General features: G+C 65.5%; 13 protein-coding genes. 2 read left to right on the forward strand and 11 right to left on the reverse strand.

The window, feature by feature from the left end:
- Nucleotides 1–18 precede the first annotated feature (18 nt).
- The 5 genes from CVS48_RS25470 to CVS48_RS25490 all read right to left on the reverse strand — a co-directional run bounded on the left by CVS48_RS25470 (nt 19) and on the right by CVS48_RS25490 (nt 17,115).
- Entirely contained in the window at nt 19–1,641 is a 1,623-nt protein-coding gene (locus CVS48_RS25470; RefSeq protein ID WP_100856879.1) for a ShlB/FhaC/HecB family hemolysin secretion/activation protein, read from the reverse strand.
- A 457-nt stretch (nt 1,642–2,098) separates the two neighbouring features.
- Entirely contained in the window at nt 2,099–14,806 is a 12,708-nt protein-coding gene (locus CVS48_RS25475; RefSeq protein WP_100856880.1) for a filamentous haemagglutinin family protein, read from the reverse strand.
- A 110-nt stretch (nt 14,807–14,916) separates the two neighbouring features.
- A complete protein-coding gene (locus CVS48_RS25480) occupies nt 14,917–15,870 on the reverse strand; it encodes a FecR family protein (protein ID WP_242001157.1) in 954 nt (317 codons plus the stop codon).
- Between the two features lie 8 nt (nt 15,871–15,878).
- Nucleotides 15,879–16,418, reverse strand: a complete 540-nt coding sequence (locus tag CVS48_RS25485; protein ID WP_419191465.1) for an RNA polymerase sigma factor — start codon at nt 16,416–16,418, stop codon at nt 15,879–15,881.
- 25 nt (nt 16,419–16,443) lie between these two features.
- The gene (locus CVS48_RS25490; RefSeq protein ID WP_100856883.1) at nt 16,444–17,115 is read right to left on the reverse strand and encodes an STN domain-containing protein; all 672 of its coding nucleotides are present in this window, start codon (nt 17,113–17,115) and stop codon (nt 16,444–16,446) included.
- Nucleotides 17,116–17,343: 228 nt separating this feature from the next.
- On the opposite strand from CVS48_RS25490, the gene CVS48_RS25495 reads away from it, so the two are divergent.
- Nucleotides 17,344–17,712, forward strand: coding sequence for a hypothetical protein (locus CVS48_RS25495; protein WP_100856884.1), 369 nt, complete (start codon nt 17,344–17,346; stop codon nt 17,710–17,712).
- Between the two features lie 19 nt (nt 17,713–17,731).
- Here the strand turns inward: CVS48_RS25495 and CVS48_RS25500 are convergent, their stop codons facing one another.
- The 4 genes from CVS48_RS25500 to CVS48_RS25515 form a co-directional block, all read right to left on the reverse strand.
- Entirely contained in the window at nt 17,732–18,097 is a 366-nt protein-coding gene (locus CVS48_RS25500; protein ID WP_100856885.1) for a cupin domain-containing protein, read from the reverse strand.
- 14 nt (nt 18,098–18,111) lie between these two features.
- Nucleotides 18,112–18,666, reverse strand: a complete 555-nt coding sequence (locus CVS48_RS25505) for a helix-turn-helix domain-containing protein (RefSeq protein ID WP_100856886.1) — start codon at nt 18,664–18,666, stop codon at nt 18,112–18,114.
- Between the two features lie 146 nt (nt 18,667–18,812).
- Complete coding sequence (locus tag CVS48_RS25510) at nt 18,813–19,595, reverse strand: aldolase (protein WP_100856887.1); 783 nt, start codon at nt 19,593–19,595, stop codon at nt 18,813–18,815.
- 102 nt (nt 19,596–19,697) lie between these two features.
- The gene (locus CVS48_RS25515; RefSeq protein WP_100856888.1) at nt 19,698–20,660 is read right to left on the reverse strand and encodes a Bug family tripartite tricarboxylate transporter substrate binding protein; all 963 of its coding nucleotides are present in this window, start codon (nt 20,658–20,660) and stop codon (nt 19,698–19,700) included.
- Nucleotides 20,661–21,000: 340 nt separating this feature from the next.
- On the opposite strand from CVS48_RS25515, the gene CVS48_RS25520 reads away from it, so the two are divergent.
- Nucleotides 21,001–21,411 carry a hypothetical protein gene (locus CVS48_RS25520; protein WP_100856889.1) on the forward strand — a complete coding sequence of 137 codons (411 nt, stop codon included), beginning with the start codon at nt 21,001–21,003 and terminating at the stop codon, nt 21,409–21,411.
- Nucleotides 21,412–21,594: 183 nt separating this feature from the next.
- Here the strand turns inward: CVS48_RS25520 and CVS48_RS25525 are convergent, their stop codons facing one another.
- Both CVS48_RS25525 and CVS48_RS25530 read right to left on the reverse strand, forming a co-directional pair.
- The gene (locus tag CVS48_RS25525; RefSeq protein WP_100856890.1) at nt 21,595–23,040 is read right to left on the reverse strand and encodes an IS1182 family transposase; all 1,446 of its coding nucleotides are present in this window, start codon (nt 23,038–23,040) and stop codon (nt 21,595–21,597) included.
- 330 nt (nt 23,041–23,370) lie between these two features.
- Nucleotides 23,371–24,615 (reverse strand): NERD domain-containing protein, encoded by a 1,245-nt coding sequence (locus tag CVS48_RS25530; protein WP_157814480.1) that lies wholly within the window; start codon nt 24,613–24,615, stop codon nt 23,371–23,373.
- Nucleotides 24,616–24,986 lie beyond the last annotated feature (371 nt).

Raw genomic sequence — 24,986 nt, forward strand, 5'->3', positions numbered from 1 at the left:
TGGGGTAAGCGCGTGCGCTCAGAAGTTGGCGCGGACGCTGAAGTTCAGACGGGGATCGTGTTTGCGGGTATTGGGGCCGTCCTTGAGCGGGTAGCCCCAGTCCAGCGAGCCGGACAACCAATCCAGCACTTGCAGGCGGGTGCCCAGGCCCAGGCTGGCCAGTGAATAGCTGGCGTCCTGCTCGGGCAGCGGGTCACGCAAGCGCAAAGTGGCGGCGTCGGCAAAGGCGTAGAAGCGCCATTCATTGACGTTCGCGCCCAGCCAGCGAGCCAATGACGGCGTGCGCCATTCGACCGAAGCCAGCACGCCGTCGTCGCCCGTGCGTTCGGCGGCCAGGTAGCCGCGCACACTGGTCGCGCCGCCGGCCGAGAATTGCTCGTTGGACACCAGCGCGCCCGAGGCCAGCTGGAACGAGCCGCGCAGGCCCAATTGCCAGTCGCCGAAAAGGTTCTGCGTGTGCGTGCCGTCGCCGCGCAGCAAGGCAAAGCTGGGGCTGGCCTGATAGCGCTTGTCGTCAAACTCCTGCCAGTCGCTGCCCTGGTTGAAGAAGGAGCCGCTGGCGCCCACCACCGACAAGCCCAGGCTGCTTTGCGATGACTCGGAATAGCGGTAGCCGTTGTAGGCCAGCGTGAACGGCAGGTACTTGATGGGGATCTGGTCTTCGTTGTCGCCGAAGCGGGTCGACTCATCGAACTTCTTGTAGTCCAGGCCGATGGACAACGAATTGCTCCAGTCGCCTTGCGGGTCCATCGTGTAGATGGCGGAAAGCCCGAAAGAATAGCCCTTGCCCAGCACGTTGGTGCCGCCGATGGTGGCGACGTTGCTGTCGCTCTTGTAGCCCGAGAATTGCAGGCCCCAGCGCGGCGTCAGCGGCATGGAGTACGAGCCCGACCACACCTTGGCGTTGTCGGTTTCCTGCGGGGCGGTGAAGAAGGTCAGGCTGACGGAATGGCCCAGTTGCCACAGGTTGTCATAGCCCAGCGATGCCGTGCTGCGCAGGCGCGAGGTGTCGGCGCTGTAATCATTGTTCAGGCCCAGGCTGGCGTGCCAGGGGCTCTTGTCTTCCACCTTCAGGTCCACATCCATCGTGCCGGGGATGCGCCCTTCCTTCACCAGCGGCACCACCTGGCGGCTGGCGCCCTTGTTCAGTTGCGTCAGCTCGGCCTGCGCGCGATTGAAGTTGGGCACCTGCCCTTCCTGCAACGCGGGCACATCGTCGCGGATCGCCAGGGGCGAATAGTGCTGCGCCCCCACCACTCGCACGCGGCCGACCTTGGTTTCCGACACCTGCAGGAAGACGATGCCGTCGGCCACCTGCTGTTCGGGCAAGTCCACGTAGACCGACTGGTAGCCCTTGTCCTGATAGATCGTCTGCAAGGCTTCGCGCGCCGATTCAATGTCGGCCAGGGAGCGGTCCGGTCCCAGATAGGGATAGACGGCGCGCTCGATGTCACGGGCTTCAAGCACGGTGTTGCCGCGCACGATGTACTCATTGATATTCACGCGGCGGCCGGAGGTGGCGTCAGCCCCGGCCGCGCCCTGCGCCCAGGCCGCGTTCATCGCGACGATCAGCACAAGCGCCTGCGGCGCGCGGCGCAAGATGGCGCGCAACGCGCGGCCCCTACTTTCGAAATCATGCATAGCGATGCACTCAGTTCCTTGTGTGAAAACCGGTCTGGTACCGGCCGCTACCGTGCAGCGCGCATCGCGACAATCCCGTTACGGTTTTCGCCCACAACCCCGCGTCTACAACTTCTGCTTGTTACTAGACGTACTGGCAGGCCCAAGACCGCGCGTTGTAAGAAAAACTTCACGAAAAAAAACCGGGCGTCGACCGGGCCGAACGGTCTCGCGGGGATTCTGGCGACGCCACATGACGGCGCCAGCGGCGCAACAAAAAAAAAGCGGCCAGTAGCAACTGGCCGCCCATACGCAGGATGGGTAAAGCGCATGCGTAGGATGGGTGAAGCGCGCAAACCCCACGGCAAGAACCCCGGCGCCGAACGCGCGCAACCCATCAACCGCCGCCTGCACGTCTCCGCCCCGGTTCAAAACCATCGCGTTCCTCACGCCCCGGTTCCGCCCCCGCCCCCCCTCTTCACAGCATCAGCTTGCGCCGCTCCTCCGCCGTCAACGATGCCGTCTCGCCGGCGTCCAACGCCCCCGCCCCCAACACCTGCACCGCGCTGGCCGCGTCATACTTCGGCGCAACCGAAGCCGCACCCGCCGACGGCACAACCGGCGTGGCGCCCGCCACCGGCTCTTCCCCATACCCCAGGATCTGCACGTTGATCACCGAAGGTTGGTTCTGACGCGCCTCGGCCTGCGCGCGCTGGGCGGAATCCTGCGCCGCATTGACTGCCGAGCTTGCCGCCGCGCTGGCCGACGACAGCGCACCGGTGTTGACCCCGGCCGTTACCGGCACGCCCGCGCTATCGCCCTGCGCCTGGATGTTGGCCGCGTTCACCACTTGCAAGGCCGCGATGTTCACGTTGCCCGATACGCGGATGCCGGCCTCGCCCGCGTCAATCGTGCCCAGCGGCGCGTACAGGTCCACATCGCCCGCCGGCACTTCCGGCAGCGGCGCCAGCGTGGCGATGCCCGCGCCGGTGCTGGGCGCGTTGGGCGACAGGGTCACGTTGCCGACGGCGTCGTAGACGCGCTTGGGCGGCGTGTACAGCACGGTCGTCTTCGAGCCCCGGCCCGCGTTGATATCGCCTTGCGCCGACCACGCGGTAATCCCCCCGCCGAAGGTCGTCATCACTCGGCTCTGACCCAGCAGGATGCTGCCCTGTGCGTACAACTGGATGTTGCCCTCGCCCTGCGTGATGATGCCGGCGGTGGCGGGCGGCGCCACGCCTTCCACGCCGAACACCTGCTGCCCGCCCGGCGTCAGCAACTGGATGTCGCCGCCGAAGGTGCTGCGGATGCCCGCCGCGCCGTACAGCGTGATGTCCCCCTCGTAGGCGCCCGGCGCGGTTTCCGGGAACAGCGCGGCGATTGCCTGGCGGCCACGCAGATAGCTGCCGTTGCGCGGGCTGGCCAGGTCGTTGTATTCGCGTCCGCCGGAACGCAGCTCGGCAAAATAAACCTGCCGCGCAAAGATCCGTTGCTGTTCGGCGGGCAAGGCGGCAAAGGCCGCGCGCGCGTCGTCCGTGCTGCCGGCAAAGCCATAGCGTTGCGTCATCCACAACAGCAATTCGGCTTCGTAGGTCTTGAAGGCCAGGCCCTGGTCCACCAACGGGCGGCTGGGGTCGGCCGCCATGGCCGGGTCCAGATAGCGCGCCAGGAACGCCGCGTAGTCCGGCCCCTTGGCGCCCACGCCCGCCAACACGGCGATCGACGCGCCAGGACGTTGGTCGCCCGGCATCACCGCGCCCAGGCTCGTGATGGAAGCCTTGTCCGCCATCAGCACGTGACGGCCGGCCGACACTTCCAGTGCGCCGGGGCCCGCCACCTGGAACGAGCTGTACAGGATGTCGCGACCCGCCGACACCCGCGACACATCCAGCGCGTCGCGATGCAGGAACAGGTTGCCGGTCGAGGTCACCGACGTCCCGCTTGCGCCAAAGTTCATGCCATTGGTTGAGGGTACGTCGGTCGACGTCCCCGTGTTCGTGCCCGAGGCCACGATGTCGCGGCCCGCCAGCATCCAGACGGGGCCCGATGCCTCATACCAGGTTTGGCCCAGGTTCGGGCCCTGCGTGATGGACAGCGCCTCGCCCGTGCGCAGCCCGACGATGTCGCCATTGCGGGCATAAAAGCGCGTCACGTCATTGGAACCCGCCGTGCTGGCGGTCAGCGCGTTGAAGTAGAACAAGGGGAAATGGGTGTACCGGTCGCCGGCCAGGCCATTGGCCCCCTGGTTGCTCAAGGCCACATTCGTATTGGCCTCGGACAAGTAACCAGCAAAGGCCGGCGCCAACACGTTGGCGACGCTGGCCGGGTCGGCTCCCGAGCGGTTGATGGCGTAGCCGCCCGCGTAGATGGAATCCCCCGCCAGCATTTCCAGTTGCCCGCGCGCACCCGGCGCCAGCGTCAGCGAATACGGCAGGCCCGTTGCTTCGTTGTTCAGGTATCCCGCCGACACGCCCGCATAAATACTGCCGTCATAGGCCGTGGCGCGCAGAATCGACGGGTACAGATAGCGCCCGTCGGACGGCGAGGTGTTGCGCCCCGCCTGCACCGCCAGACCCTGCGCGCTATGCGAGGTCTGCCGGCTGGGCGTCAGGTTGCCGCCCGCGCTGGACAGCTCAATGGCCGTATTCTCCGTCCACATCGAGAACCAGCTATAGCCGCCGCCCGTGCGCATAGTGCCGTCCGGCATGCGATAAGGCGTGCTGTTGGGCAAGACGACACGACCCGGATCGCTGGCGCCGCTTACCACGAGGTCTCCGCGCGTATCCAGGCGGATCACCGCGTCGCCCGGAATCAGCACCAGGCCGCCCGTGGCGCTGGCCATCGTGGACACGTAGGGGTCGTAGCCACGGCTTTCCTTCACGTCTTGCTCGCGGGCTTCGTTGCCGTATTGCAGATCCAGCCCGCCCACCGCGCCGCCCGCCAATTGGGCATGGCCGCGCAGGTTGATCAGCGCGCCCTGCAAGTCCAGCGCGGGTTCGCCGTAATAGGGGGTTGGCCCCACGGTCGAGGACACCAGACCGCGCGCGCTTTGCGTCGGGTTCAAGCCGCCTCCGACACGGATGTCGATATCGCCGCCCCCCGTCAACGTCATGCCTCCGTCGCCCGCAATGCGGCCGGTGCTGCCCACGGCCACGATCAGGCCCTGGCTGCGCGGATTGTTGATGGATCCGCGCGACTCGATGTTGCCCGCGTCGCCGTCCACGCGCAGGCTGACGTTGCCGCCGCCCAATGCCCCGAAGCCGGTGAAGCCCACTAACAGCGGCGTGTTGTCCTTGAACGCCGAGGGCGCGCGCGTGTAGCTGCCGAAGTTGATCCACCACGCAGTAGGCGTATCGCCGCCATTGGCGCTGCCGGTACCTTGGCGCCACAACCAGTTGCCGATACCCACGCTGGGATCTATGACGCGCGCCTCGAAATTGCCGCCCGTGGTCTTGCCCCACACATCGCCGCGCAAGGCGCCACCCGTGTACAGGCTCAGGTTGCCGCCTGCTTCCGGGTACCACGCCTGATACCCGGCGCCGGCGGACACGAAGGGTTCATACGTGGTCGAGTGAGCGTCGCCCAGCACCGTGGTCTCGTAACGGCCACGGGGCAATTGGAAGGCGGCATCCACGTTTGCCGCTTGCGTGCCGGCCGTGTAGACGCCATAGGCCGACATCAGGCTGAAGTCGCCGCCCGCCGCCAGATCCAGGTCGCCCGTACCCGTGCGCAACACGCTGAAATTCTGCGTATGCGTCACCACCGACGTCGATGCCTTGTTCTCGATGCACTGATCGGCCGACAGCTCGCATAGTCCGATATCCGCCTCGGCCACCGGCGTGCCGGCGGGATATCCGAACCAGTTGTCCGGCCCCCACGTAAAGCGCGGAGGCGGCATGCACAAGCCTTCGACCGCGTCGCACAGCCACAGCAGATCTTCCGGCACCGGTGTGCCGGGTTCAAAGCCGGACGGGCCGGCGTCAGGCCCCCAGACCAGGCTTGCGCCCTTGACCAGGCTGGCGTTGTAGTGGGTATCGGCCAGCGTCAGCTTGCCCGCGTCCGGTCCGCGTACGACGCGCAGCGGATCCGCCGCGTCCAGGTCCGCGCCCGCCACCAACTGCATCGACCACGACTGACTACCGGCCGGCAGCATCTGGGCCACCGCCCAGTTGCGCCGCTGATCCGCCGCCGTGCCCGGGCGCAGCTCAACATAGTCGACCCCTTCAGGGAACACCAGCTTGGTCTGCGACGGGATCAGCGCGCCCTGCTTGAGCGTGATGGTGCCCGCCATCAACAACACGTTGCGCTCATAGCCTTGCGTCGTGTAGAGATTGGGCAGGGCCACGTTGGCCGGCCACGTGAACGCCTGCAGCGCCGTGCCGGCCGTGAGCATCGTGCCCGCGCCCAAGCGCGTGCCGACGGGCAAGTTCACCGCTTGGTCAAGAATGCTGCCGGCGGCGTACAGCAACTGCCCGGAGGCATCGCGCACGTCGCCCGACAGCACCATGCCGGCGGCCAGCGACAGTTCCTGGTTCAGCGCGGCCTCGACCGGCAGGCGGGTGCCCGCGGCCAGCGTGGTGGCTTGCAAGGGCAAGGCGTAGTTCAGCGTCTTGCCGCCCGGAAATTCCGTGCCCTCGGCCAGTTCCACACCGCCACGCGGCAACACCACATCGCCCCCGAACGCTTGCGCGCCCGGCGTCAGGATCCAGCCATTCTCGTCATCCGGCGTGGCCGAGGGCGGCGCAAAGCCGTCGTTGATACTGCCGTAGACGTCCAGGTTGCCCTTGGCGCGCAGCGTCAGCGCGCCCGCTTCGCCCGAGCCATAGACGGAAGTCATGGCCGAGTGCGGATTCAGGCTGGCGTAGCGATAGCGGGACAGGTCCAGGTCACCTTGCACGACCAGATCGCCATCGCCCGTCTTGCTGACGATTTCCACGCCAGGCCGCAGATGGAAGACATCGCGGTAGGTGGCGTTGTTCAAGCCGGCCAGCTTGGTATTCAAGAGATAGCCGTTGGCCAGCGCGTGGCCGATGAACGTTGCGCTGTCGCCGTGCAGCGTGTCCAGGTACGCCTGGTCAATGATCTGATATTCGCGGCCGCTCGTGCGATCGGCGGCAACGCCATCCCGGGCGTCGTCATAGCGTTGGGTGGCGATCAGCGAGATGGCCTTGGCGCCGGCTATCGTGACCGGGCCGCGCGCCTCGATGGCGATGTCGCCATAAGTGGCGGCGGAACCCACCACCCCGCTGCCGTTGTTGGCCGCATTGCCGGCGGCGTCTATGCGCGGCGCAAACAGGTCCAGGGTGCCGCGCGACACACCGTCGTGCTGCCCCGCGCCCGTTCCACGCGTGGCCGCCGTGCCGTGGCGCAAATCCATGCGCGCGCCACTGGCAAGCGTCAGCACGCCGCGACCCGAATTCAGTTGCACCACCGCGCGATTGGGCGCGTCAATGATCTTGCCGTAGCTATCCACGCGCAGCACGGTTCCATGCGCGTCCAGCACCGCATTCGACGCCAGGGTCAGGCCATCACGCGCGGCCAGGCGGATTCGGCCCACGCGCTCGCCGCTGGCGTCCACCCGGCCGGCCACGGTCAGGCTGCCGCCGTCGATCGACAGGTTGATGTCGTTGGCGCGCAGCGTATCGCCCAGCGTCAGGCTGCCTTGCTTGATCTGGAAACTGCGCGCGCCGGTGACGCCGCCGTCGTTCAGGCGCTGATTCAGCGTGTCGAAATCCGCGTTCAAGGCACCCGGCGCGCCCAGACGCTGCGCGCTGATATCGATGCTGCCCGCGCGGTAGGGCACGGCCGTGCCGCCCGCATCATAGGCGCCCGAACTTGTGCCCAGGATGCGGCCTTGCAGGTCCACCACGCCGGCCGAGGCCGACAGCGCGTCGGCCCGCAGATTGCCCGCATTGTTCTGCTGCGCCGACAGATCGATCAGCGATCCGCCTTCCTGCCGGATGCTGCCCTGGCTGCTTGCCAGAATGACGTCGCCGCCCCAGCTATAGCGCAGCACGTCGTTGAAGGCGATGGCCCGGCCCGACACGTCCAACTGCGAGGCCGACGTCAGCAACACGCTGTCGCGGCCTTCCAATGTCAGCTTGCCGCTGGGCAGCACGATCCGGCCATCGACCCGAACATTCGCCCCGGCCAGGCTGATTTCCGCGCCCAGGTCCTGCACCGCCGCGGCTTGCAACGCCGGCAAACCCGGCGCGCCCGTCACCCGCACATCGCCACCCGCCGTCATGCGGTTGACGGAACCCGCCCCGCCGGTCAGCAACGGCGCGTTCAAGTTGAGGTTGCCGCCCACGTAGGCGTAGCGGCCCGTGGCGCTGTCGAACGCGCCCTGCGATTCGTACACCGACAAGCTGCCCCGGTGGTTGGCGGTGATGCGGTCACTGGCATTCAGATTGACGCTGGAAAAGCCCAGCGCCAGCCTGGCGTTGTCTTCCAGCCCGTTGGGTTGCGCCCCTTGCCCATAACCGAACTCAATCCGTTCGGCATCGATGCGCAGCGTGCCCTGGCCCGTTCCGGCCCCGCCCGCCGCCACCGCGCCAGGCGCTTGGGTTGCCCCATTCCAGACCAGATTCTGCGTGCGGATGCTGGCCTCGTCGCCCGCGTCGCCGTAGCCATAGATGGCCGGCGTGCCCAGCGCCAGCGTGGCCAGACTGTACTTGCCGGTCAGGGGATCGCGCGTGTCCAGCGCCACCGTGCCATAGAAGTTAAGGGCATCGCGCGCGGTCAGCGTCAGGGTTTCCAGCGCCGGTGCGCCCATGCTGGTGTCACCGCGCAGCAGGCGGCCCAGGATGTCCTGGTTCAGCGTCAGGCCGTTGGGCAAGACGCCGCGCGCGGCGGCTTGCGTCAGCGCCTCGGTCGTACCGACATTCACCGCGCCCACTGCCAGGGCCAGGTTGCGGGTGCCGTAGCGCACCTGTTCGCCCAGATCGAATACGCCATTGGTGGCGGCGGCGATGGTGCCCTCGGAATACAGGCGGGTCACGCCCTGGCAGGGCTGCGCCGCGCAGGTGCCGATGCGGATGGCGCCCGCGCCCAGCGCGTCCGGCGCCAGCACATCCAGACGGCCATTGGACACCGCAAGCAAACTGGCGGTGCGTGGCTGGAAGGCATAGCCGTTGCTGGAATCCACCGACGGCGCGCCAGCGCCCAGCGTGGATATGCCCGCGCCGGCTTCAAGTTCGATCGTGCGCGACGAGATCAGCACTTCCGGCCCCGTCAATTGCGCGCCCGCGCGCAGCACAACCTGATTGGCGGACGCCTGGAAGGTATAGAAGCGGCCGCCCGACCCGTACCACACTACCGGCAGCGCGCCGACGACCAAACGGCTGGCGCCCAGCGCGTTCAAGGCATCCGCCTGCACCGACGAGCCCTCGAACCCTGCCGTGGGGGCCTGGCCCGCCGCCAGTATCTCTACCGTCGAGCTGCCGCCATTGAGCGCCACGGCGCCGCCGAAGCCGCCCTTCGCGGCAGTGAAATTCGCCAGCCCTTCAACACTCAGCGCCTGCCCGTCCGTGGAACCCGGATGGATCGCCAGCCGCAAGGTGCGGGCGTCGGCCGGCAGCATCGCACGCGGCACGCCGCGCGTCACGGCGTCCGCGGCGACAAAGCTGGCGTAGCTCATTTCGTTGTACTGCGACAGCGTGCGCAGCACCTTGCCCGGCGTCAGGATCACCGCGCTGGCCAGGCTGTTCACCACGTTCGTGCCCGCGGTCGACAAGGTGCCGCTGGCCGCCCAGGATTGATTGCGCATCTGCATCGGCGCAAGCGCCGCGCCTGCTGAAGCGCCGCCGTTGATCTCGACCCGGAACGCGCCGGGTAGCAAGGCATAGGTGGACGGCATCAAGGTATAGGTGCCGGCCGGCAGGCCCGGCACACCCGCGCCCAGCGTGATCTGCTGGCCAACGCCGGGCGTGGAGGCCCCCGCCTCGCCGCCCACCGGCGCCACCACCGGCTGCGCGCCGGGCACGATGGCGTAGACCGGGTTGTTGGCCAGCCCCGGCAGGGTGAAGCCGCCATCGGGATTCATGCGGACCAACGGCGCATAGCGCGCATCGGTGGAGCCGCCTCGGCCCGACACAAAACCCGCGCCCGTGAGTTCGCCGCCCCCCGATAGATCCAATACGGACCCCGGCTGCGCGTCCACGTCGCGGAACCCCAAGGTGATGCCGGTGCGCAGCATGGCGCCGCCATCCAAGCCTGACGCGCCGCCCACCCCGACCAAGGACACATCCGCGCCGTTGAACTTGTACGACACGCCATCCGTCGTGCCGCCATAAGGCATGACCAGGCCGGCACCGCTGACCGAGGTAACGCTGCCCGGCAACAAGCTCAGGCCCTGCGTGTCCATCCGCTCGCTCAGGTCGCCCAGCGTGATCGCGCCCAGCGGTGCGCGCAACACGCCGCCCTGTTCCACGGTTGCCGCCGCCAAACGCAAGGAGCCGAATGCCGAATAGGGCATAGCGGGCAAGGCGCCCGTCGTGCCTTCATGGCGCGCAATCCGCAAGCTGCGGTCCGGGTCGAACACCTGCGTACCGTCTGGCCGACGCGTAAAGCCCGCCAGCACCTCGGCCTCAACGCCCGTGCCCGGGTAGATCTGCGCGGCGATCAGGTCCAGATCGCCGCGCGTCCACAGGCGTGTGCGCGGTTCGTTGTCGTTGTGGGCCAGAAAGCGCAGATCACCCGCGCTGTCCAGCGTCACCCGGTCAAAGCCGCTACGCGCCACCGACAGCACGCCACCCACGCTGCGGTTGATCGTGCCTTGCGTGCCGAAGGACAGGCTGTTGCCCACTTCCAGCAAGCGGCCCGCGCGCACCGTGAACGTGCCCTCACCCACGTCCTGCGCGTCGCCGAACAGGACGCGCGGCCGGATCATGCCATTGGAGGCTGCGTATTCTCCCGGACCCGACAGCCGTACATAGGACGCTGCCAGGTTGACCTGGGCCGGTGCGTGGGTTTGCATACCGGCCAGCGCATCCCCCTGCGGCGCCAGCGAAAATGCGCCTGCGTACAAGCGCAGGCTTTGTCCCACCGCCACGTTGACGTCACCGTCAAACGACATCAGGCCGTTGGACAACAGCCCCAGGTGATCGAAGCCCCCGCCGGCCAACAGCCGCGACGGATCCAGACGCGCCTGGCCGTAACGCAAGCCGTCGTCGGCTTCGCCCGGCGTCAGGCCTGCGGCAAGCGGCTTTCCCGCGCCCGCCGCCAGCACCATTTCGCGTGGCACCTGCACGGCCTCGCCCGCCAGGCCCTCGCCCCAGGTGCGGTACAGCGGCGTCTCAAGCGCGATATCCAGCGCGCCGCCCGCCGCGCTCGCGCCACCCGCGCGTGCGATGAACGTGCCGTCCAGATGCAGCCCGTTGTAGGAACTGAGCGAGATTCGCCCACCGTCGCGGTCCAGCCGCACCGGGCCTACACCATTCACATCCACGGTCGTGCTTGCCCCGGAGGCGTCCAAGACGGCGCCCGGACGCACGATGACATACAGGTCGGATGAGGTCGCCGTCGCGCGGTCATGGTCGATCTCGCCGCCCAGCACGATGACGCCGCCCGCGTCCGCCACGCCGAAGAGGCGGCCCTGCGCATCCACGCCCGTTTCCGAGCGGCCGGCCACGTTCAGCACGGCCTGCTCGCCGATCCAGATAGAGCGGTCGTGGACCTCGCCTTGCACGACTTCCAGGGACTCGGCCACATCCACGTCACCCACGCGCAGTTGGCGGATATCGATCTTGCCGCCCGCCGCCGTCAAGGCGCCCAGCACGGTAATCTGCCCCGCCCCGCGCATCTGGATCGATTGTCCCGGGTCCACGTTCAGTTGCGCGCCTTGCCCGACGATCAGCGCGGCGTCCACATTCGCGCCGGTCGCGGCAAGGTTGCGGCCGCTTTGCAGCGACAGGCTGGCGCCCTTGCGCTGCGTTACCGTTGCCGCGACCACGTCATGCTGATAGACGGGCGGCAACCACGTTTGCAGCGCCGACGCGGGGTCCGCGCCCGTCGGCAGGCCGGCCGCGCCGTCGACCGGGCGGTACACCGGCATCAGCACATCGATACGCGCGCCGTCGGCCACCGTCACGCCGTTGGCGCCTGTGAGCTCGTAGCGCGAATAGCCTTGCTGAAAGAACGGCGCGTCCAGCGTCAGCACGCGCTCGTCGGCATCGCCGGACGCGCGCCCCAGCACGATCTTGTCTCCCGTCACGGCCAGGGTGCCGCCGCCTTCCACGCCATAGCCGCGCAGCTCGGCGCCCAGGCTCAGTCGGCCCTCTTGCGTGCCGCCGGCCACCAGCTCCACGGTGGTATTGCCGCCCTTGCCGCCCGTCACGCGCCCGTTTTTGCGCAGCACCGCGCCCGAACTCACGTCGATGACGCTGCCGGCGTCCAGCAGTATGTCGCCGCTGCTACGCAGCGCGACCGTGCCGCCGTTCAAGTAAGGCATGGCGCCGATCTGCTCGGGCGACATGGCCAGGTTGCTGAATTGCCCCCTGGCGTCCAGCCGCGCGCTCAGCGCCAGCGTGGGCTGGGCGCCGTCCGCACTGGCTCCGGTGGTGGTGTCGGCCATGCCCGTGGGCGAGGCCTGGTTCAGCACATTGCCCAGGCGGATGCTGCCCGCGCGTGCAGTCAGCGTGGCATCCACGGATACCTTGTTCGCGAACAAGGTGATGTCGCCCCCCGCCGCCACGCCCAGATCGGATTGCACGGCGATGTCGTTGGCGGCGATCTTGATGGCGCCCAGGTTGGACGCATTCAAGCGCGTGGTATCCAGATGCAGGATGCCCGCCCGGTCTTCAGGCAGCGCGGTGTTCAGGTCCAGCCCATCCGCAATGGCGTCCACCCGCTCAGACAGCAGCACCTGCTGAATGGTGTTTTCGGACTTCCCCAGCGCGTACGACATCGAGCCGGTGGCCTTGTTGTAGTAAGGCGTATAGGTGCCCACCACCAACTGCGCACCGCGCGCCGCCGCGCGTTGCGATTGCTGGTAGCCGTCCAGCGCCGGCTGCGGCGCCGCGTTCTGGCGCTCGCCCTGATAGGTCTGCCCGATCAGGTCGCCTTCCAGCACCGCGCTTTTCGTGCCGATAAGCAGCCTGCCCGCGTCACGCCCCACCGTGTAGCCGGTTTCAAAGCGTTCCTTCGGGGCAAGCAGGGGGTTGTAGAAATAGCGGGTCTGGCCCCAGCGTTCGGATTTCGCCTCGTAGCCCCTGTACAAGCCCGTGTACGCCAGATCGCCCGGCGCGCGCGACACCTCGTAGAGCCGTCCGTCCACGCCGCGCAGCCAGCTCTGTCTGACCATGCCGTCCTGCACATCCAGCGTGCCGCCCGATACATTGATCTGTGACCCGGCGCGCGTGACCACTTCACCGCCCGTGAACTCGACGTTGCCGCCCTGCGCCATCCACTCGTTGACGGCGTGGCCCTGGGTGCCCAGATAGCCGCTGACTTCCAGCAGGCCACCTGCCGTGTACCAGCGGTCGGTGGCGTAGCCGTTGGTGCCTGCCGGCACCAGGACCAGTTCGCGCGCATCCACCCAGATGTCGCTGTTATTCAGCTTGCCGCTGTCGCGGTTGACCGCCGCGTCGCGCTGCTCATTGCCCTGTACGTTGATCTTGACGCTGTTGTTCTCCATGGCCACGGGCACGCCCACCGCGCCCGCCACGTCCAGCACCGCGCCGTCACGCAGCAGGCTGCGTTGGGCTGCCTGCACGGCGATCTGCCCGCCGGTCGCCAAGGTGATGGAGCCCGACGCAAAATCCACCGTGCCCGAACTGTTGATCTCCACGCGCGACAACTCGCGCCGGTCGCTACCGCCCGGCGCCCATGTCGACTCCGACGCGGCGATGACCGGCGCCCGCAGGCCGTCGCGCTGACTGTCCAGCGCCAGCGCGCCGCTGCGGTCCAGCAGAATGGCCGTCGTGCTCGCTTCCGCCAGGGTGATCTTGCCGCTCCCGCCCGTGGCGTTCAGATGCACGGTGCCGCGCGTATCGACCGAGGTGCTGGACAGCGCCACGCCGCCCTGCACCACGTCGCCGCCGGTCAACGTCACATCCCCCAGCGACGCCTGGATCAAGCCCGTATTCACCACGCGGCCGGGCGTGCCGGCAACGCTGACTTCATTGCCCTTCGTGGTAGACGTGAGATTGCCCGACGTGCCCATCCCGCGCTTGATCACGAAATTGTCGCCGGCGGCCAGCAGCGCCTGGCCCGAGGGCGTGTCGATAGTGCCCGCGTTGGCGGTTTCCTTGCCCAGCAACAGCACATAGCCGCCGCTGGTGGTGGACGTGCCGGGCGCGGCGGTCCGGATCATTGCGCCCGCTTGCACGTCGACCTTGCCCAGCGCGTCCTGGAACGTCGGCTGCGCGCCGTTGTCGGCGTACAGGCCCTTGTCGCGGAATTGCGCGTCGGTGATTGTGGCGGCGGCGGCCACCAGGTTGCGCGCATTCACCTGACTGGTGCCGGTGAAGATGACCCCGTTCTGGTTCACCACCATCACGGTGCCGTCGGCCTTGATCGCGCCCTGGATCTGGCTGGGCTTGACCGATGCGCCCACCACCCGGTTCAGCACCGCGTCGTCCGCGCCCTGCTTGAACTGCACCGTGGTGTTGCGCCCGACGTTGAAGCTGTCCCAGTTCAGGATCGCCCGCGACTGCGTCTGTTCAATGGTGACGATCTGGCGGCCGTTCTCGACGCTGGGCTTGGCAGCCTTGGCGCCTTCCCATTTGGCCTTCTCGCCCGTCGCGGCCCACAGCCCGCCTTCAACCAGCCCGTCCGGCACGTTGCCACCGTTGGCGGCTGCCGCGGCCGCGCGCGCCGCCGCCTGGGCGGCCTGTTGCGCCGCGACGGCGGCAGCCGTTCGGTTCAGGTTTTCCAGCGACCGCTGCAACTGCTGCCGCGACTGCGCCTGTTGGCGCGCGCTGCTGCCGATGCCGGCCAAGCTGCCGTCGGGCATGCGGCCCGTACGCTGCGCCGTCGATTGCACCGCGTTCTTGTCGGAGAACCAGCCCGGGCTGAACGCCCGTTGCTGCGCCTGCGCCGCCCCGCTGGCGCTGCCTGCGATCAACAGCGCCGTCACGGCCTGGGACAATGGCGTCGGACGCCAATTCGGGCGCACTCGTGCCGGCACGGTCCCCATGTTTCGCTTGCCACCCAACCCCGACATCCGTGCCTGCATGATCGCCATCCCTTGTTCCAATCGCGCGTGTTCGTCACCTAGAACAAGACAGACGGATTGAAAAATGCAGACCAGAACCCTGTCATAAATAATTCATCGAGCGACGGGTCGCCACGTGCTTATGACAACAGGACGACGCCGGCGGGAAGGTGTGTCACACGCGCGCCATACGCATCGCGGATCAGGCGTTCGGCATCGGCCACCTGCGCCAATGAAAAGCGGGCTTGCACCAAACGCTTGCCCAGTTGCTCATTCATCAGCACCAGGCGGCCGCGCCGGTAACGGTTCAATTCTTCGACCACCTGCGCCAGCGGCTGCTGGTTGAACACCAGCCAGCCCTGACGCCACGCCGTCACCACGGCGGGATCGACCTGCACGGGCGGCATCACGCGCGTATCGTCATAGCGCAGCTCACGGTTGGCCACCACGTCGAACACGCCTTGCGCGTGCACCAGACGCAGCGACCCGGACAGGCAGCAAAGCCGCGCCTGCCCGCCGATGTAACGCAGGTTGAAGGTGGCGTCCCGCGCGGTGATGCGACCCTTGCCGGCCACCACCACCGCAGCCGTCGCGCCGCTGCGGATTTCCGCTTCGCCATCGGCCAATTCAATGACCGGGCCACTGGCGTCTTGATCAACGTTGATGCGCGTCAGCGTGTTCATGTCCACGTCCAGCGCATTGCCCAGCGACACCCGGCGTTGCTCGCCCGCCGCCGTGCGGTAGTCCGCCCCCAAGGTATCCACGCCGGGCCACAGGCCCAACGGCGGCTTGAATGCCAGATAGGCCGCCGACGCAGCCAGCGCGCCACCCAGAAATGCACGACGGCCCGTGAAAGCCGCTTTGCGCGCACGGCCGCGCGCACCCTGCGCAGCCACGTCCTGGATGGCCGGCCCCAGGCCTTCCCACAACTGCTTCTGATCAGCGAAGGCCGCTTGGTGCCGGGAGTCGGCGCGTAGCCAATCGCGAAACGCTTGTGCGTCGTGCTCGGTGGCGCGGCCAGAGGTCAGCGCCAACAGCCAGTCCCGCGCCTCGCGGGTGGCGGCGTCATCTTTGTTCTGGTTTCTTCCGGGCATGCTCATCGTCAGCGCCATGGTTCTTCGTCCCGGCACGCGGCACGGGAGGCCGGGGCCGACCCACCCTTTCCACTCCCCGCCACGAGCAGTTCGCGCGCGCAATGTTCCAGCGCGCGCTTGAGTTCTTTGGATACGATGCGTTCCGACACGCCGTAGCGTCGTGCGATCTCGGCATGCGGCAGATCGTGTACGCGCGCGGCCAGCACCATCTGCTGCGTGCGCTCGGGCAATTGGCGCAACGCGCGCTGGAAGGCGTCGATCTGGTCGCGGCCTTGCGCAATGCGCGCCGGGTCCGCGGCCTCGTCCGCCAGGTGGATCAGTTCGCTGATCTCAACCCCGGTCAGCAGCCGGGAGTCGCGCCGCCGCTGATCTTCCGCGATGTTCAACGCCACCCGAAACAGATAGGCCGCGGGCTGCTGAATCGACGAACTGGCTGGCAGGTCATTGACCTTCAAGAACGCTTCCTGCATCGCGTCATGCGCAAGGTCATCCGAACCCAAGCGACGCTTGAGCTGACTGCGAAAGTCGTTGTAGCGCTCCAGAAACAAGGCTCGCAACGAGTTTTCCGGCTTGTTATCCCGCACTGCCGCCCCCCTGCTCTTTGTCGCATTCCGCCGCGCTGCGCGGCTGCAACAACACCGTCAGCGGTTGCGGCGTGCCCGCCGGCATGGGGCCGATCACCACGCCGCGCAACGCCGCTTCCAGGCGACCATCCAGACTGGCCTGGCCGGTGCTTGCCACCCACCCGACGCGGCTGACGCGCCAGGCCTTGTCGAACCACAATTGCACCAGCGCGCGATAACTGCCCGGCTGCGTGCCGGCCGCCTTGCACAAGGCGCGTTTCAACGCGGTTTGCACCACGGCGGCGTAGGGCGTGTCGCGCAAGCGCCTGCCATAGGCGGACGCTGCGTCATCGTCCTTGGAAACCAACGTGAACGACTGCGCGCTGGCATAGCGGATGGACAAGGGGGAACCTGCCAGCAGCTTGCGCAACGCCTCGCTGGGTGTGTAGACGCCCACCACCGCCGGGGCCTGCCTGCCGGCCGTCAACGTGCTGTCCACCAACACCGTCAGGCCGCTGGCCAGGCTGTATTCAACGAGCGCCTGAGCAAGCGGCTGCGCCGCGATCTCGAATCGAATGGATGGGGCGGACGGCGCCGCCTGGCCTGCCTGCGCCAGCGCCAACAGGCCACAGGCCAGACAGGCGCGCAGCACTCCGCCGCGCCCCTTGAAGGCGCCGCTCATAAACGTGACCGCAAAGGGAAGGTGCCTGACATGGCCGCAACAGAGGACACCGGAATGTCCGCCCTGACAAAAGCCGCCATGCTAGAGCCGCTGAATGACGCATTCGTGACACAACATGCGCGCGAGCCGCGCCGTCGCCACGCAACGGTCACCTGAGCGCCTGTTGCCGTCCCTATACTTCCTGGATTGCTCCGGCCGTATCTGGCCGGGCGTCTTCAAGGAGCGCGCATGCGCACGGTACCCCGGGCCCTTGGCCGGCTGCTTTTATTGTTGTTGGCCGCCATGCTGATGCATGCGCCCGTGTCGGCCAACGACACCCAAGTCGCGCCCGCCGCCAAGCCGTCCGCCAAGCCAGCAAGCGCCGCCGACGGTGCCTGCATCGACACCGAGGTCAATGGTTATCGGGCCTTGTCCTACGACTGCCTGAACCAGAAGATGGCGCCGGCCACCACGCCCAGGCCCGCGCCGCAGTTGGAATCCGAGGCCATCACGCAGCGCCCGCCCAATCAGATGGGCCTGCCCACGCCGGCCACCATCGGCAACCGCATGGGCAATACGTTCGGCACGTCAGCGTACCCGCAACGGCCGCCGCGATAGCCGCCATCGCGGCTTACCTTCACGCCGTGCGGCTGATGAAGTAAATCTTCTTCACGAACTGGTCCACTTCCCAGCGGCCCGTATAGCCTTCGGGCATGACAAAAGCCTGGCCCACCGTCAGTTCATGCACCGTGCCGTCGGGGTCCACCAGCCGGGCCGCGCCTTCGATGATGGTGCCGAATTCGATGTAGCCGGTGGTGTTGGCCTGGAACACGCCTGCGGTGCTTTCCCAGACGCCGGCTTCGGCCTTGCCGGCGTTGCCCTCGAAGAAGGTCTCCGACAGAAAGGCCGTGTCGCCCGAGATCGGGCGGCGAGGCTTGCCCGGCACCGGGTTCTTCATCGGGCCGGCATCAATGCGGACTAGCCGCGAGGGGGCGTGTGTCATGGCTTGCCTTGGGTTCAATGCGCCGCCACCACCAGCACTTCAGCCATGGCGCGGCTGACCGTGCGCATGCGGTGCGGCAGTTCGGAATCAAAGTAGAGGGAATCGCCGGTCTCCAGGCGCAACTGGCGTTCGCCCACATGGACCTCGATGGCGCCCTTGAGCACCAGCAGGAATTCTTCGCCCGGGTGCGGAAACACCGCCGTGGCGTCGGGAAACTCGCGCGGCGGATGCACCACGAAGGGCTCCATCGCCTTGACCTTGCGACGTCCGGCCAGCGACTCGTAATGGTATTGAGAGCCCAGCCCCCCGCGTTGCAGGGCCTCGCGATCGGCCACGCGCACCACGCTGACCACTTCGTCCTGCGCGGCATCATCCGCGCCCACCAGTTGCGACACGCCCACGCCATAGGCTTCGGCCAGGCGCAGCACCGTCGAAATCGACGGTTCGCTCAAGCCACGCTCAAGTTTGGACAAATAGCTTTTGGTCAGCCCGGTGCGCTGCGCAAGCTGTTCCAGGGACAAAGCTTGCTGACGGCGCAGGGTGCGTAGGCGGTGGGGCAGATCGATCATGGGCGGGAGGGCAAAAATCCAGCCGGTAAGCATGCCCGAAAGCGGCGCCGCCGTCGAGCGCTCTGGGCCTGCACGGTGCTTGCCTTCCCGCGCTTCACCTGGACGTCCTACGCCTGATCGGCCTTCTCCCCCCCTGCCCCTGTGGCTTACGCCAGCACGTCCGGATGCGAACGCAACGCGCGGCGCGCGTAGTAAGAAAACCCGACCTGCGACCGTTTCGGCGTCAAGATCCAGTCGTGCGCCTCGCGGCCCAGCTCGGGCGGAATGGGTTGGATCTTGCCAGCCGACATAGCCAACAGCTGCATGCGCGCCGCACGTTCAAACTGCAAGGCCAGCACGCAAGCCTCTTCCACCGAGCCCGCCGCAATCAGCATGCCGTGATGCGACAGCAGAATGGCGCGCTTGTCGCCCAACGCGGCCGAGATGATCTCGCCCTCTTCATTGCCCACCGGCACGCCCGGCCAGTCCTTCAAGAACGCCACATCGTCGTACAGCGTGCAGTTGTCCATGTGCGACACCTCCAGCGGCACCTCCAGCATCGACAACGACGCCACGTGCAACGGGTGCGTATGGATGATGCAATTCACATCGGGCCGCGCGCGGTAAATCCACGAATGAAAACGGTTGGCCGGGTTGGGCATGCCGCCGCCCTCTTGCACGCGCAGGTCCTCGTCCACCACCAACAGATTGCTGGCCGTGATCTCGTCAAAGCCCAGGCCCAGGCGTTGCGTGTAATAGCGGCCCGGCTCCTGCGTGCGCGCGGTGATCTGCCCGGCCAGGCCCGAGTCGTGCCCGCCATCGAACAGAATGCGGCACGTCAGCGCCAGCCGTTCACGCAGGCTCCATTGCGGGGTGTCGAACTGGCGCTGCATCTCGGCTTGCGCCCGCGCGATCAGTTCGTCTTTTCCCAGGTGCATCGTATCGTTCATCATGTCTCCGTGATGCCGTGTTCAACCACGGCGTAAGTCCTGAATTTCTTGCTGAATTGCCTACGCAATGGCATCCCGGATTGCAGCCCGGGATGCATGCCATCAATCCATCTTGATATCGGCGCGCTTCACAATGTCGGCCCATTTTGACTTCTCGGCCGTGATGAAGCGTTGGTATTCGTCAGCCGACCCGGTATACAACTGCGTGCCCTGGGACGCCAAACGGTCTTTCAGTTGCGGGGACGCCAGCGTCTTTTGCAAGGCGGCGTTCAAGGCGGCTAATACGTCGGGCGGCGTACCCGCCGGGGCATAAAACGCATTCCAGGAACTGATCTGCAAGGCCGCGTCGCCCACTTCAGCGCTGGAGGGCACAGCCGGCGCCGCCGCTAAACGCTCGCCCGACGCCACCGCCAGGGCATGCAGCTTGCCCGAGGCCACATGCGGCATGATGACCGAACTGGCGTCCATCACCACATCCACCTGCTCGCCCACCGCGGCGTTGACCGCTTCGCTACCGCTCTTGAACGGCACATGCACAATGTCCACGCCGGCTGTCAGCTTCAGCAGCTCCAGGCCCAGATGCGGCGAACTGGCGTTGCCCGCCGACCCGAAGTTCAAGCGTCCGGGATTGGCCTTTGCGTAGGTCACGAAAGCGTCGAACGTGGAGGCGGGCACCCCCGCCCGCACCGCCAGCACAAACGGCGAGCCAGACACCAGGCCCACCGGCGCGAACGCATTCGCGTCGTAGCTGAGCTTGCTGTAGATCAACGGGTTCACCACCTGCGTGCCCACCGTTCCCATGAAGATCGTATAGCCGTCAGGCGCCGCCGTGGCTGCTACCTGAGCAGCGATTACACCACCCGCGCCGGGTCGGTTTTCGATGACAAACGTTTGGCCCAAGGCATCGCCCATGCCCTTGCCCACCTGCCGCGCGACGATATCGGTAATGCCACCCGCGCCAAACGGCACGATCAGCCGGATGGTGCGTTCCGGATACGCGGCCTGCGCGCCGCCCGTCAAACCCAGCGCTATGGTCAGCGCTGCCACCATGCGAAAAACTTTCATGCCATTCCCCTTGATTGCGCCGTGTCGGCTCTAATGACACAAAGTGTCCTATAGGGGATTGAGTTTCCGCAAGGAAAATGTGATTGGGGGATACCCTGAGGGGCGGGAATCAAGTTCGCCTTTTGCGCTGAAGCTCGCCTTTTGGCTTTGGTGGGCAACACCATTCATTGGGGGGGCATCCGCCCCCCCTCGTGTCGCGCGAATAGCGCCCGTCGCTTGCCGGATGCTATCTTGCCCTCTAAACGTAGACGCCATTCAGGCACAGTCAGCGTGCGCGCACATCGCACTCCGGGTCGAATGCGATGGCACTACCATCCGGACAAATTAGGGTTCACCGAACATGCTTACAGATATCCTGGTTGCCTCGACTGAAGACATCCCCGCGATTCTCTCTGGCGAGTCGGCCAACTGGCCAATCTTGAAGTTCAAAGCTTTGGACAACATGGTGCTGGCCGGACTATGGTCCGCGCTCGGCGGAACGACCGCGACAGAATTTGAAGGCGAAAAGCACCCTCGTGCGCACACGCAAGAGCGATGGGTCTTTGAGTTCCCAGAGGACTTTGTGCGCAGGCTTTCAACCGCGCAGTCAGAAGCCATTCCAGGCATATCGGCTGTCTGGGCCCAACACGACGAAATGGTGCACATGGGCGCCGATGGTCCGGCCATCGAGCCGGTTGTTGAAGCTTTGACTAAGTTTGCTCGGGAAGCGACGAGCCAAGGGAAGCGTCTCTTCCTTTCGATGAGCCTCTAATCGAATAACTGCTGAGGGTCGAGGCTGTGTGGAAACTCATCTCGCCCTAACGACCACAGCGAATTCACCTGGACCGCATCAACTTGAGCGGTCTTCACTTCGATTTTTCGACGCGAGACTCCCTGAAGGCCGTTTGAGCGGCGCGGATACGATATGAAGTGCGTCATTGGTCACATGAAGGGCTCAGCCCCCCATCGACAGTATCGCTTTCATCGTTTGCTGGAAGCCTAGGATGCGCATCACCCGCTTGAGGTTATAGGCCAGTACATTCAAGCTCATTTCCGTGCCCACATTGCCCAAGCGACGAGTTAGGAAGTGTGTATAGCCCATCCAATGCTTGAACGTGCCGAACACATGTTCCACTGTGCGCCGCCGCACCTTCATCGCTTCTGGCATTCGGTCGAGACGGCGCTGCGCCGCCTCAAGCACGGCCTCATGTTCCCATCGACTGATGCGCCGATACGCGCTAGGAGTGCATCGCTCCTTCATAGCGCATTGTGGGCAGGCACTACTCCAGTAGCGCCGCAATTGAAGACCATTCTCCTCTCGCGTAAACCGGTGGATGGCGCGCTGGCCCGCAGGGCACTGATACTCGTCGTCCTTCGCGATGTACATGAAGTCCGAACGGTCGAAGCGGCCTTCTGCCTTGGCATTGGAAGTGGTCGGCTTGGGCAAGATCGCATCAATACCTGTCTCTGCACATGCCTTGATCTGAGGCGCGCTGTAGTAGCCGCGATCGGCAATCGCGCGCAGTCGCTTCTTGCCCATCGCCTCCCGCGCGGCTTGTGTCATCGATGCCAATGAGTCCCTGTCGTGTCCTCGGTTCGTCACTTCGTGCGCGACGATCAGATGGTGCTTGGCTTCGACAACCATCTGCACGTTGTAGCCGACCATCCCCGAGCCCCGGCCACTGGTAGCCATCGAGCGGGCATCCGGGTCAGTCACCGACAACTGACCGTCTGGACTATCTTTGAGCCTTTCCTTGACGCCATCCAGCGCGCGCATTTGCTTGCGCAGACGTTCGATCTTGTCGTTGAGCCGATCGGTGCGGGCCTCGATCTCGACAGGTTGCGTTCGGTCCGCAGTGTCGAGCGCCGCCAGATAGCGATGGATGCTCTCCTCAATCTGGTGCTGACGTTTATCAATCTTGGCAGCCGTGAAGTTCTTGTCGCGCGTGTTGACTGCCTTGAACTTGCTTCCATCAACGGCAACCAGGGCTTGGCTGAATAGCTTGAGATCTCGGCATACGGCAAGAAACCGCCGGCAAACGTTGCGAATGCCCGAGCCATTGTCACGGCGAAAATCCGCGATGGTCTTGAAGTCTGGCGCCAGACGGCCGACCAACCACATCAGTTCGACATTGCGTTGGCACTCTCGCTCGAGTCGACGACTGGACTGGACCCGATTTAAGTAGCCGTAGATGTAGATCTTCAGCAGCACGGCCGGGTGGTACGACGGGCGGCCGGTAGCTGCTGGCGCCGACTTCTCAAATCCGAGCACTGCCAGGTTGAGCTCTTCGACGAATGCGTCGATTATGCGCACCGGGTTGTCGTCGGCGATGAAGTCATCCAGGCATTCCGGGATCAACGCTACCTGATGCCGGTCCTGACCTTCGATGAAGCGGGGCATGTCGACTCCCGGGATCGAGATACCAAACTCTATCTACATCACCGTAGCGGCGTCAAAGAGTTTTCACACAGCCTCGGTCGAAAGCGGCCAGTCGTCGACGACCGCTAGCCCCTCGTTCACTCAGCGCCCAGTCCCTAAAACCGGCGGGACAGTGCACGGTGCGCACCGAGCTAATCTGCTGCGCCAAAATTGGGACTCGGAGCGACGCTCCACACTCTAACGACAATGGAATTAACTTAGCCACTCAATCGGCGACGATAAAGTGCGTTCGACTTGTGACCGACTTTATTTCTGGTTTTCAGGGTGGGCTCCGCCTAACCATCAGCATATTCAAGCCAGTCGTGGCTCCAGGATTTCAATCGAAACGAGCTTTCTGTCGTCGAGCAGACGAGTGATGCGTGCAAGAACGCGCTGACCAAGAGCAAGGGTACCCGGCTTAGGCAAGCGGGCACGGGCCGCGCGCGGCCTCCCCGCTGACTCGCGGTAACCGATGTCGATGAAGAGGCCTTTGTCATTGATGGAGGTGACGCGACCAACTACGGTCATACCGACGTGGAAATCCTCGTATCTATATGCAGTCTTCGGCCTGACTTGGTAGCCGAATTGGATCGACTCCATGTTCCGGATTTCATAGTCGGTCGGAGCTTTATCGCCCGCGCGGTGAAATTTTAGTTCTGCAGCAGTGGGGACGTTCCAGGTTTTAATGGAAGCATCTCGCCCTTTACCCGTTGCTGAGGCGAAAGGGGAAGGTGTCTGGAAGATCGACCTAACGATGCTTCGGTCTACGTCGAATTCCACGCTATCCAGTGTCGCGCGATCGAAACTGCTGTCCTCGAGTTGGTCTGGCCGCTTGCCGCTAATGCTCAGAATGTCTCCGCAAAGGGTCAGGCCGCCATGTAATCGGATCACGTCCCAACCACCCAGTTCTGCCAGCGACTGGCGAAATGCGACGATGTCGACCGAGGGAAGAGGGTGCTTTTCTGTCTCAACCTTGAACCCGAAGAAACGCATTAGTGCATGAAGGAGTCGAAGTAGGAATGGCTCAGGCCCGTTGGGCATGACGTTGCGCAATTCATCAAAGCGGAGCACGTCCGCGCGGGCGACGATCTCATCATTGAGGCGGAGATTGCCATATGGGTCGTAAAAAACAACCAGATGCCGCATCCGCACGGGCGCACGCGCTTTACTCAAATGGTGGAGTCGAAGGATCTCCGCGCGCTCTGCGAGGTCTTCAAACAAGCGGCCGTGGTTGACCAGTTCACCCTTGCGGTTAACCTGGATCACACCACCGCTTTCGTCCAACGTGACGTCACCGGTCCAGTTCTTCAGCTCTACGACGATTGCTTCGGTAGGGCTGGTGAGAACGAAGTCTAGCTCCCGGCGGCGGCGCGCGGTCGGGTCTGGTACTCGAACCCCGTTGGTCAACTCCCATCCAGTCCCTATCAACCGAGGTGCCAAAATATTGCACACCTCGTGTTCGGCTTCATGCCCTCGCAGTGATGTGTCGCTCGAATCGTAGGAAAACTCTTCGGCGTTCTTGCTCGCTTCGCTGATGCGTTTGAACAGATCGATCATAGAGGGTGGGTTGATGAGAAGGAGCCCGAATCGTAGCACTGAGTGGATTGCGAAACGGTGTCGCGCTTCTTGGCGCATGTAGGCCGGCGAAGCCTGGCGCCGTCATCGTGCCCGCTTTCGGCTAGCAACTGCCATTCGTCAGCGGCTGGTTTCGGGTCGTCTACCGCCGATGAGCGCTCCCGCTGTCGCTGCGGAACCCCCTACGCTGGTGGAACTTGATGGGTTCCCTCCGTCGCCTATCGAACGGACAAGCCGCATCGGTTATCCCTGCTGCGATGCTGCAAGTATTTTCTACCTGGCATGCGTCTACAGCACCCGGATGAACTGTTATATTCTTCGCGAAAATTCAAAACTGGCAAACCTGAAGATGG

The sequence above is a fragment of the Achromobacter spanius genome (assembly GCF_002812705.1).
Taxonomy (GTDB): domain Bacteria; phylum Pseudomonadota; class Gammaproteobacteria; order Burkholderiales; family Burkholderiaceae_B; genus Achromobacter; species Achromobacter spanius.

What these genes read in the sequence shown, in the direction of transcription:
- CVS48_RS25470 (WP_100856879.1), bottom strand. Translation starts at nt 1,641, where the DNA reads ATGCATGATTTCGAAAGTAGGGGCCGCGCGTTGCGCGCCATCTTGCGC.
- CVS48_RS25475 (WP_100856880.1), bottom strand. Translation starts at nt 14,806, where the DNA reads ATGGCGATCATGCAGGCACGGATGTCGGGGTTGGGTGGCAAGCGAAAC.
- CVS48_RS25480 (WP_242001157.1), bottom strand. Translation starts at nt 15,870, where the DNA reads ATGCCCGGAAGAAACCAGAACAAAGATGACGCCGCCACCCGCGAGGCG.
- CVS48_RS25490 (WP_100856883.1), bottom strand. Translation starts at nt 17,115, where the DNA reads ATGAGCGGCGCCTTCAAGGGGCGCGGCGGAGTGCTGCGCGCCTGTCTG.
- CVS48_RS25495 (WP_100856884.1), top strand. Translation starts at nt 17,344, where the DNA reads ATGCGCACGGTACCCCGGGCCCTTGGCCGGCTGCTTTTATTGTTGTTG.
- CVS48_RS25500 (WP_100856885.1), bottom strand. Translation starts at nt 18,097, where the DNA reads ATGACACACGCCCCCTCGCGGCTAGTCCGCATTGATGCCGGCCCGATG.
- CVS48_RS25505 (WP_100856886.1), bottom strand. Translation starts at nt 18,666, where the DNA reads ATGATCGATCTGCCCCACCGCCTACGCACCCTGCGCCGTCAGCAAGCT.
- CVS48_RS25510 (WP_100856887.1), bottom strand. Translation starts at nt 19,595, where the DNA reads ATGAACGATACGATGCACCTGGGAAAAGACGAACTGATCGCGCGGGCG.
- CVS48_RS25515 (WP_100856888.1), bottom strand. Translation starts at nt 20,660, where the DNA reads ATGAAAGTTTTTCGCATGGTGGCAGCGCTGACCATAGCGCTGGGTTTG.
- CVS48_RS25520 (WP_100856889.1), top strand. Translation starts at nt 21,001, where the DNA reads ATGCTTACAGATATCCTGGTTGCCTCGACTGAAGACATCCCCGCGATT.
- CVS48_RS25525 (WP_100856890.1), bottom strand. Translation starts at nt 23,040, where the DNA reads ATGCCCCGCTTCATCGAAGGTCAGGACCGGCATCAGGTAGCGTTGATC.
- CVS48_RS25530 (WP_157814480.1), bottom strand. Translation starts at nt 24,615, where the DNA reads ATGATCGATCTGTTCAAACGCATCAGCGAAGCGAGCAAGAACGCCGAA.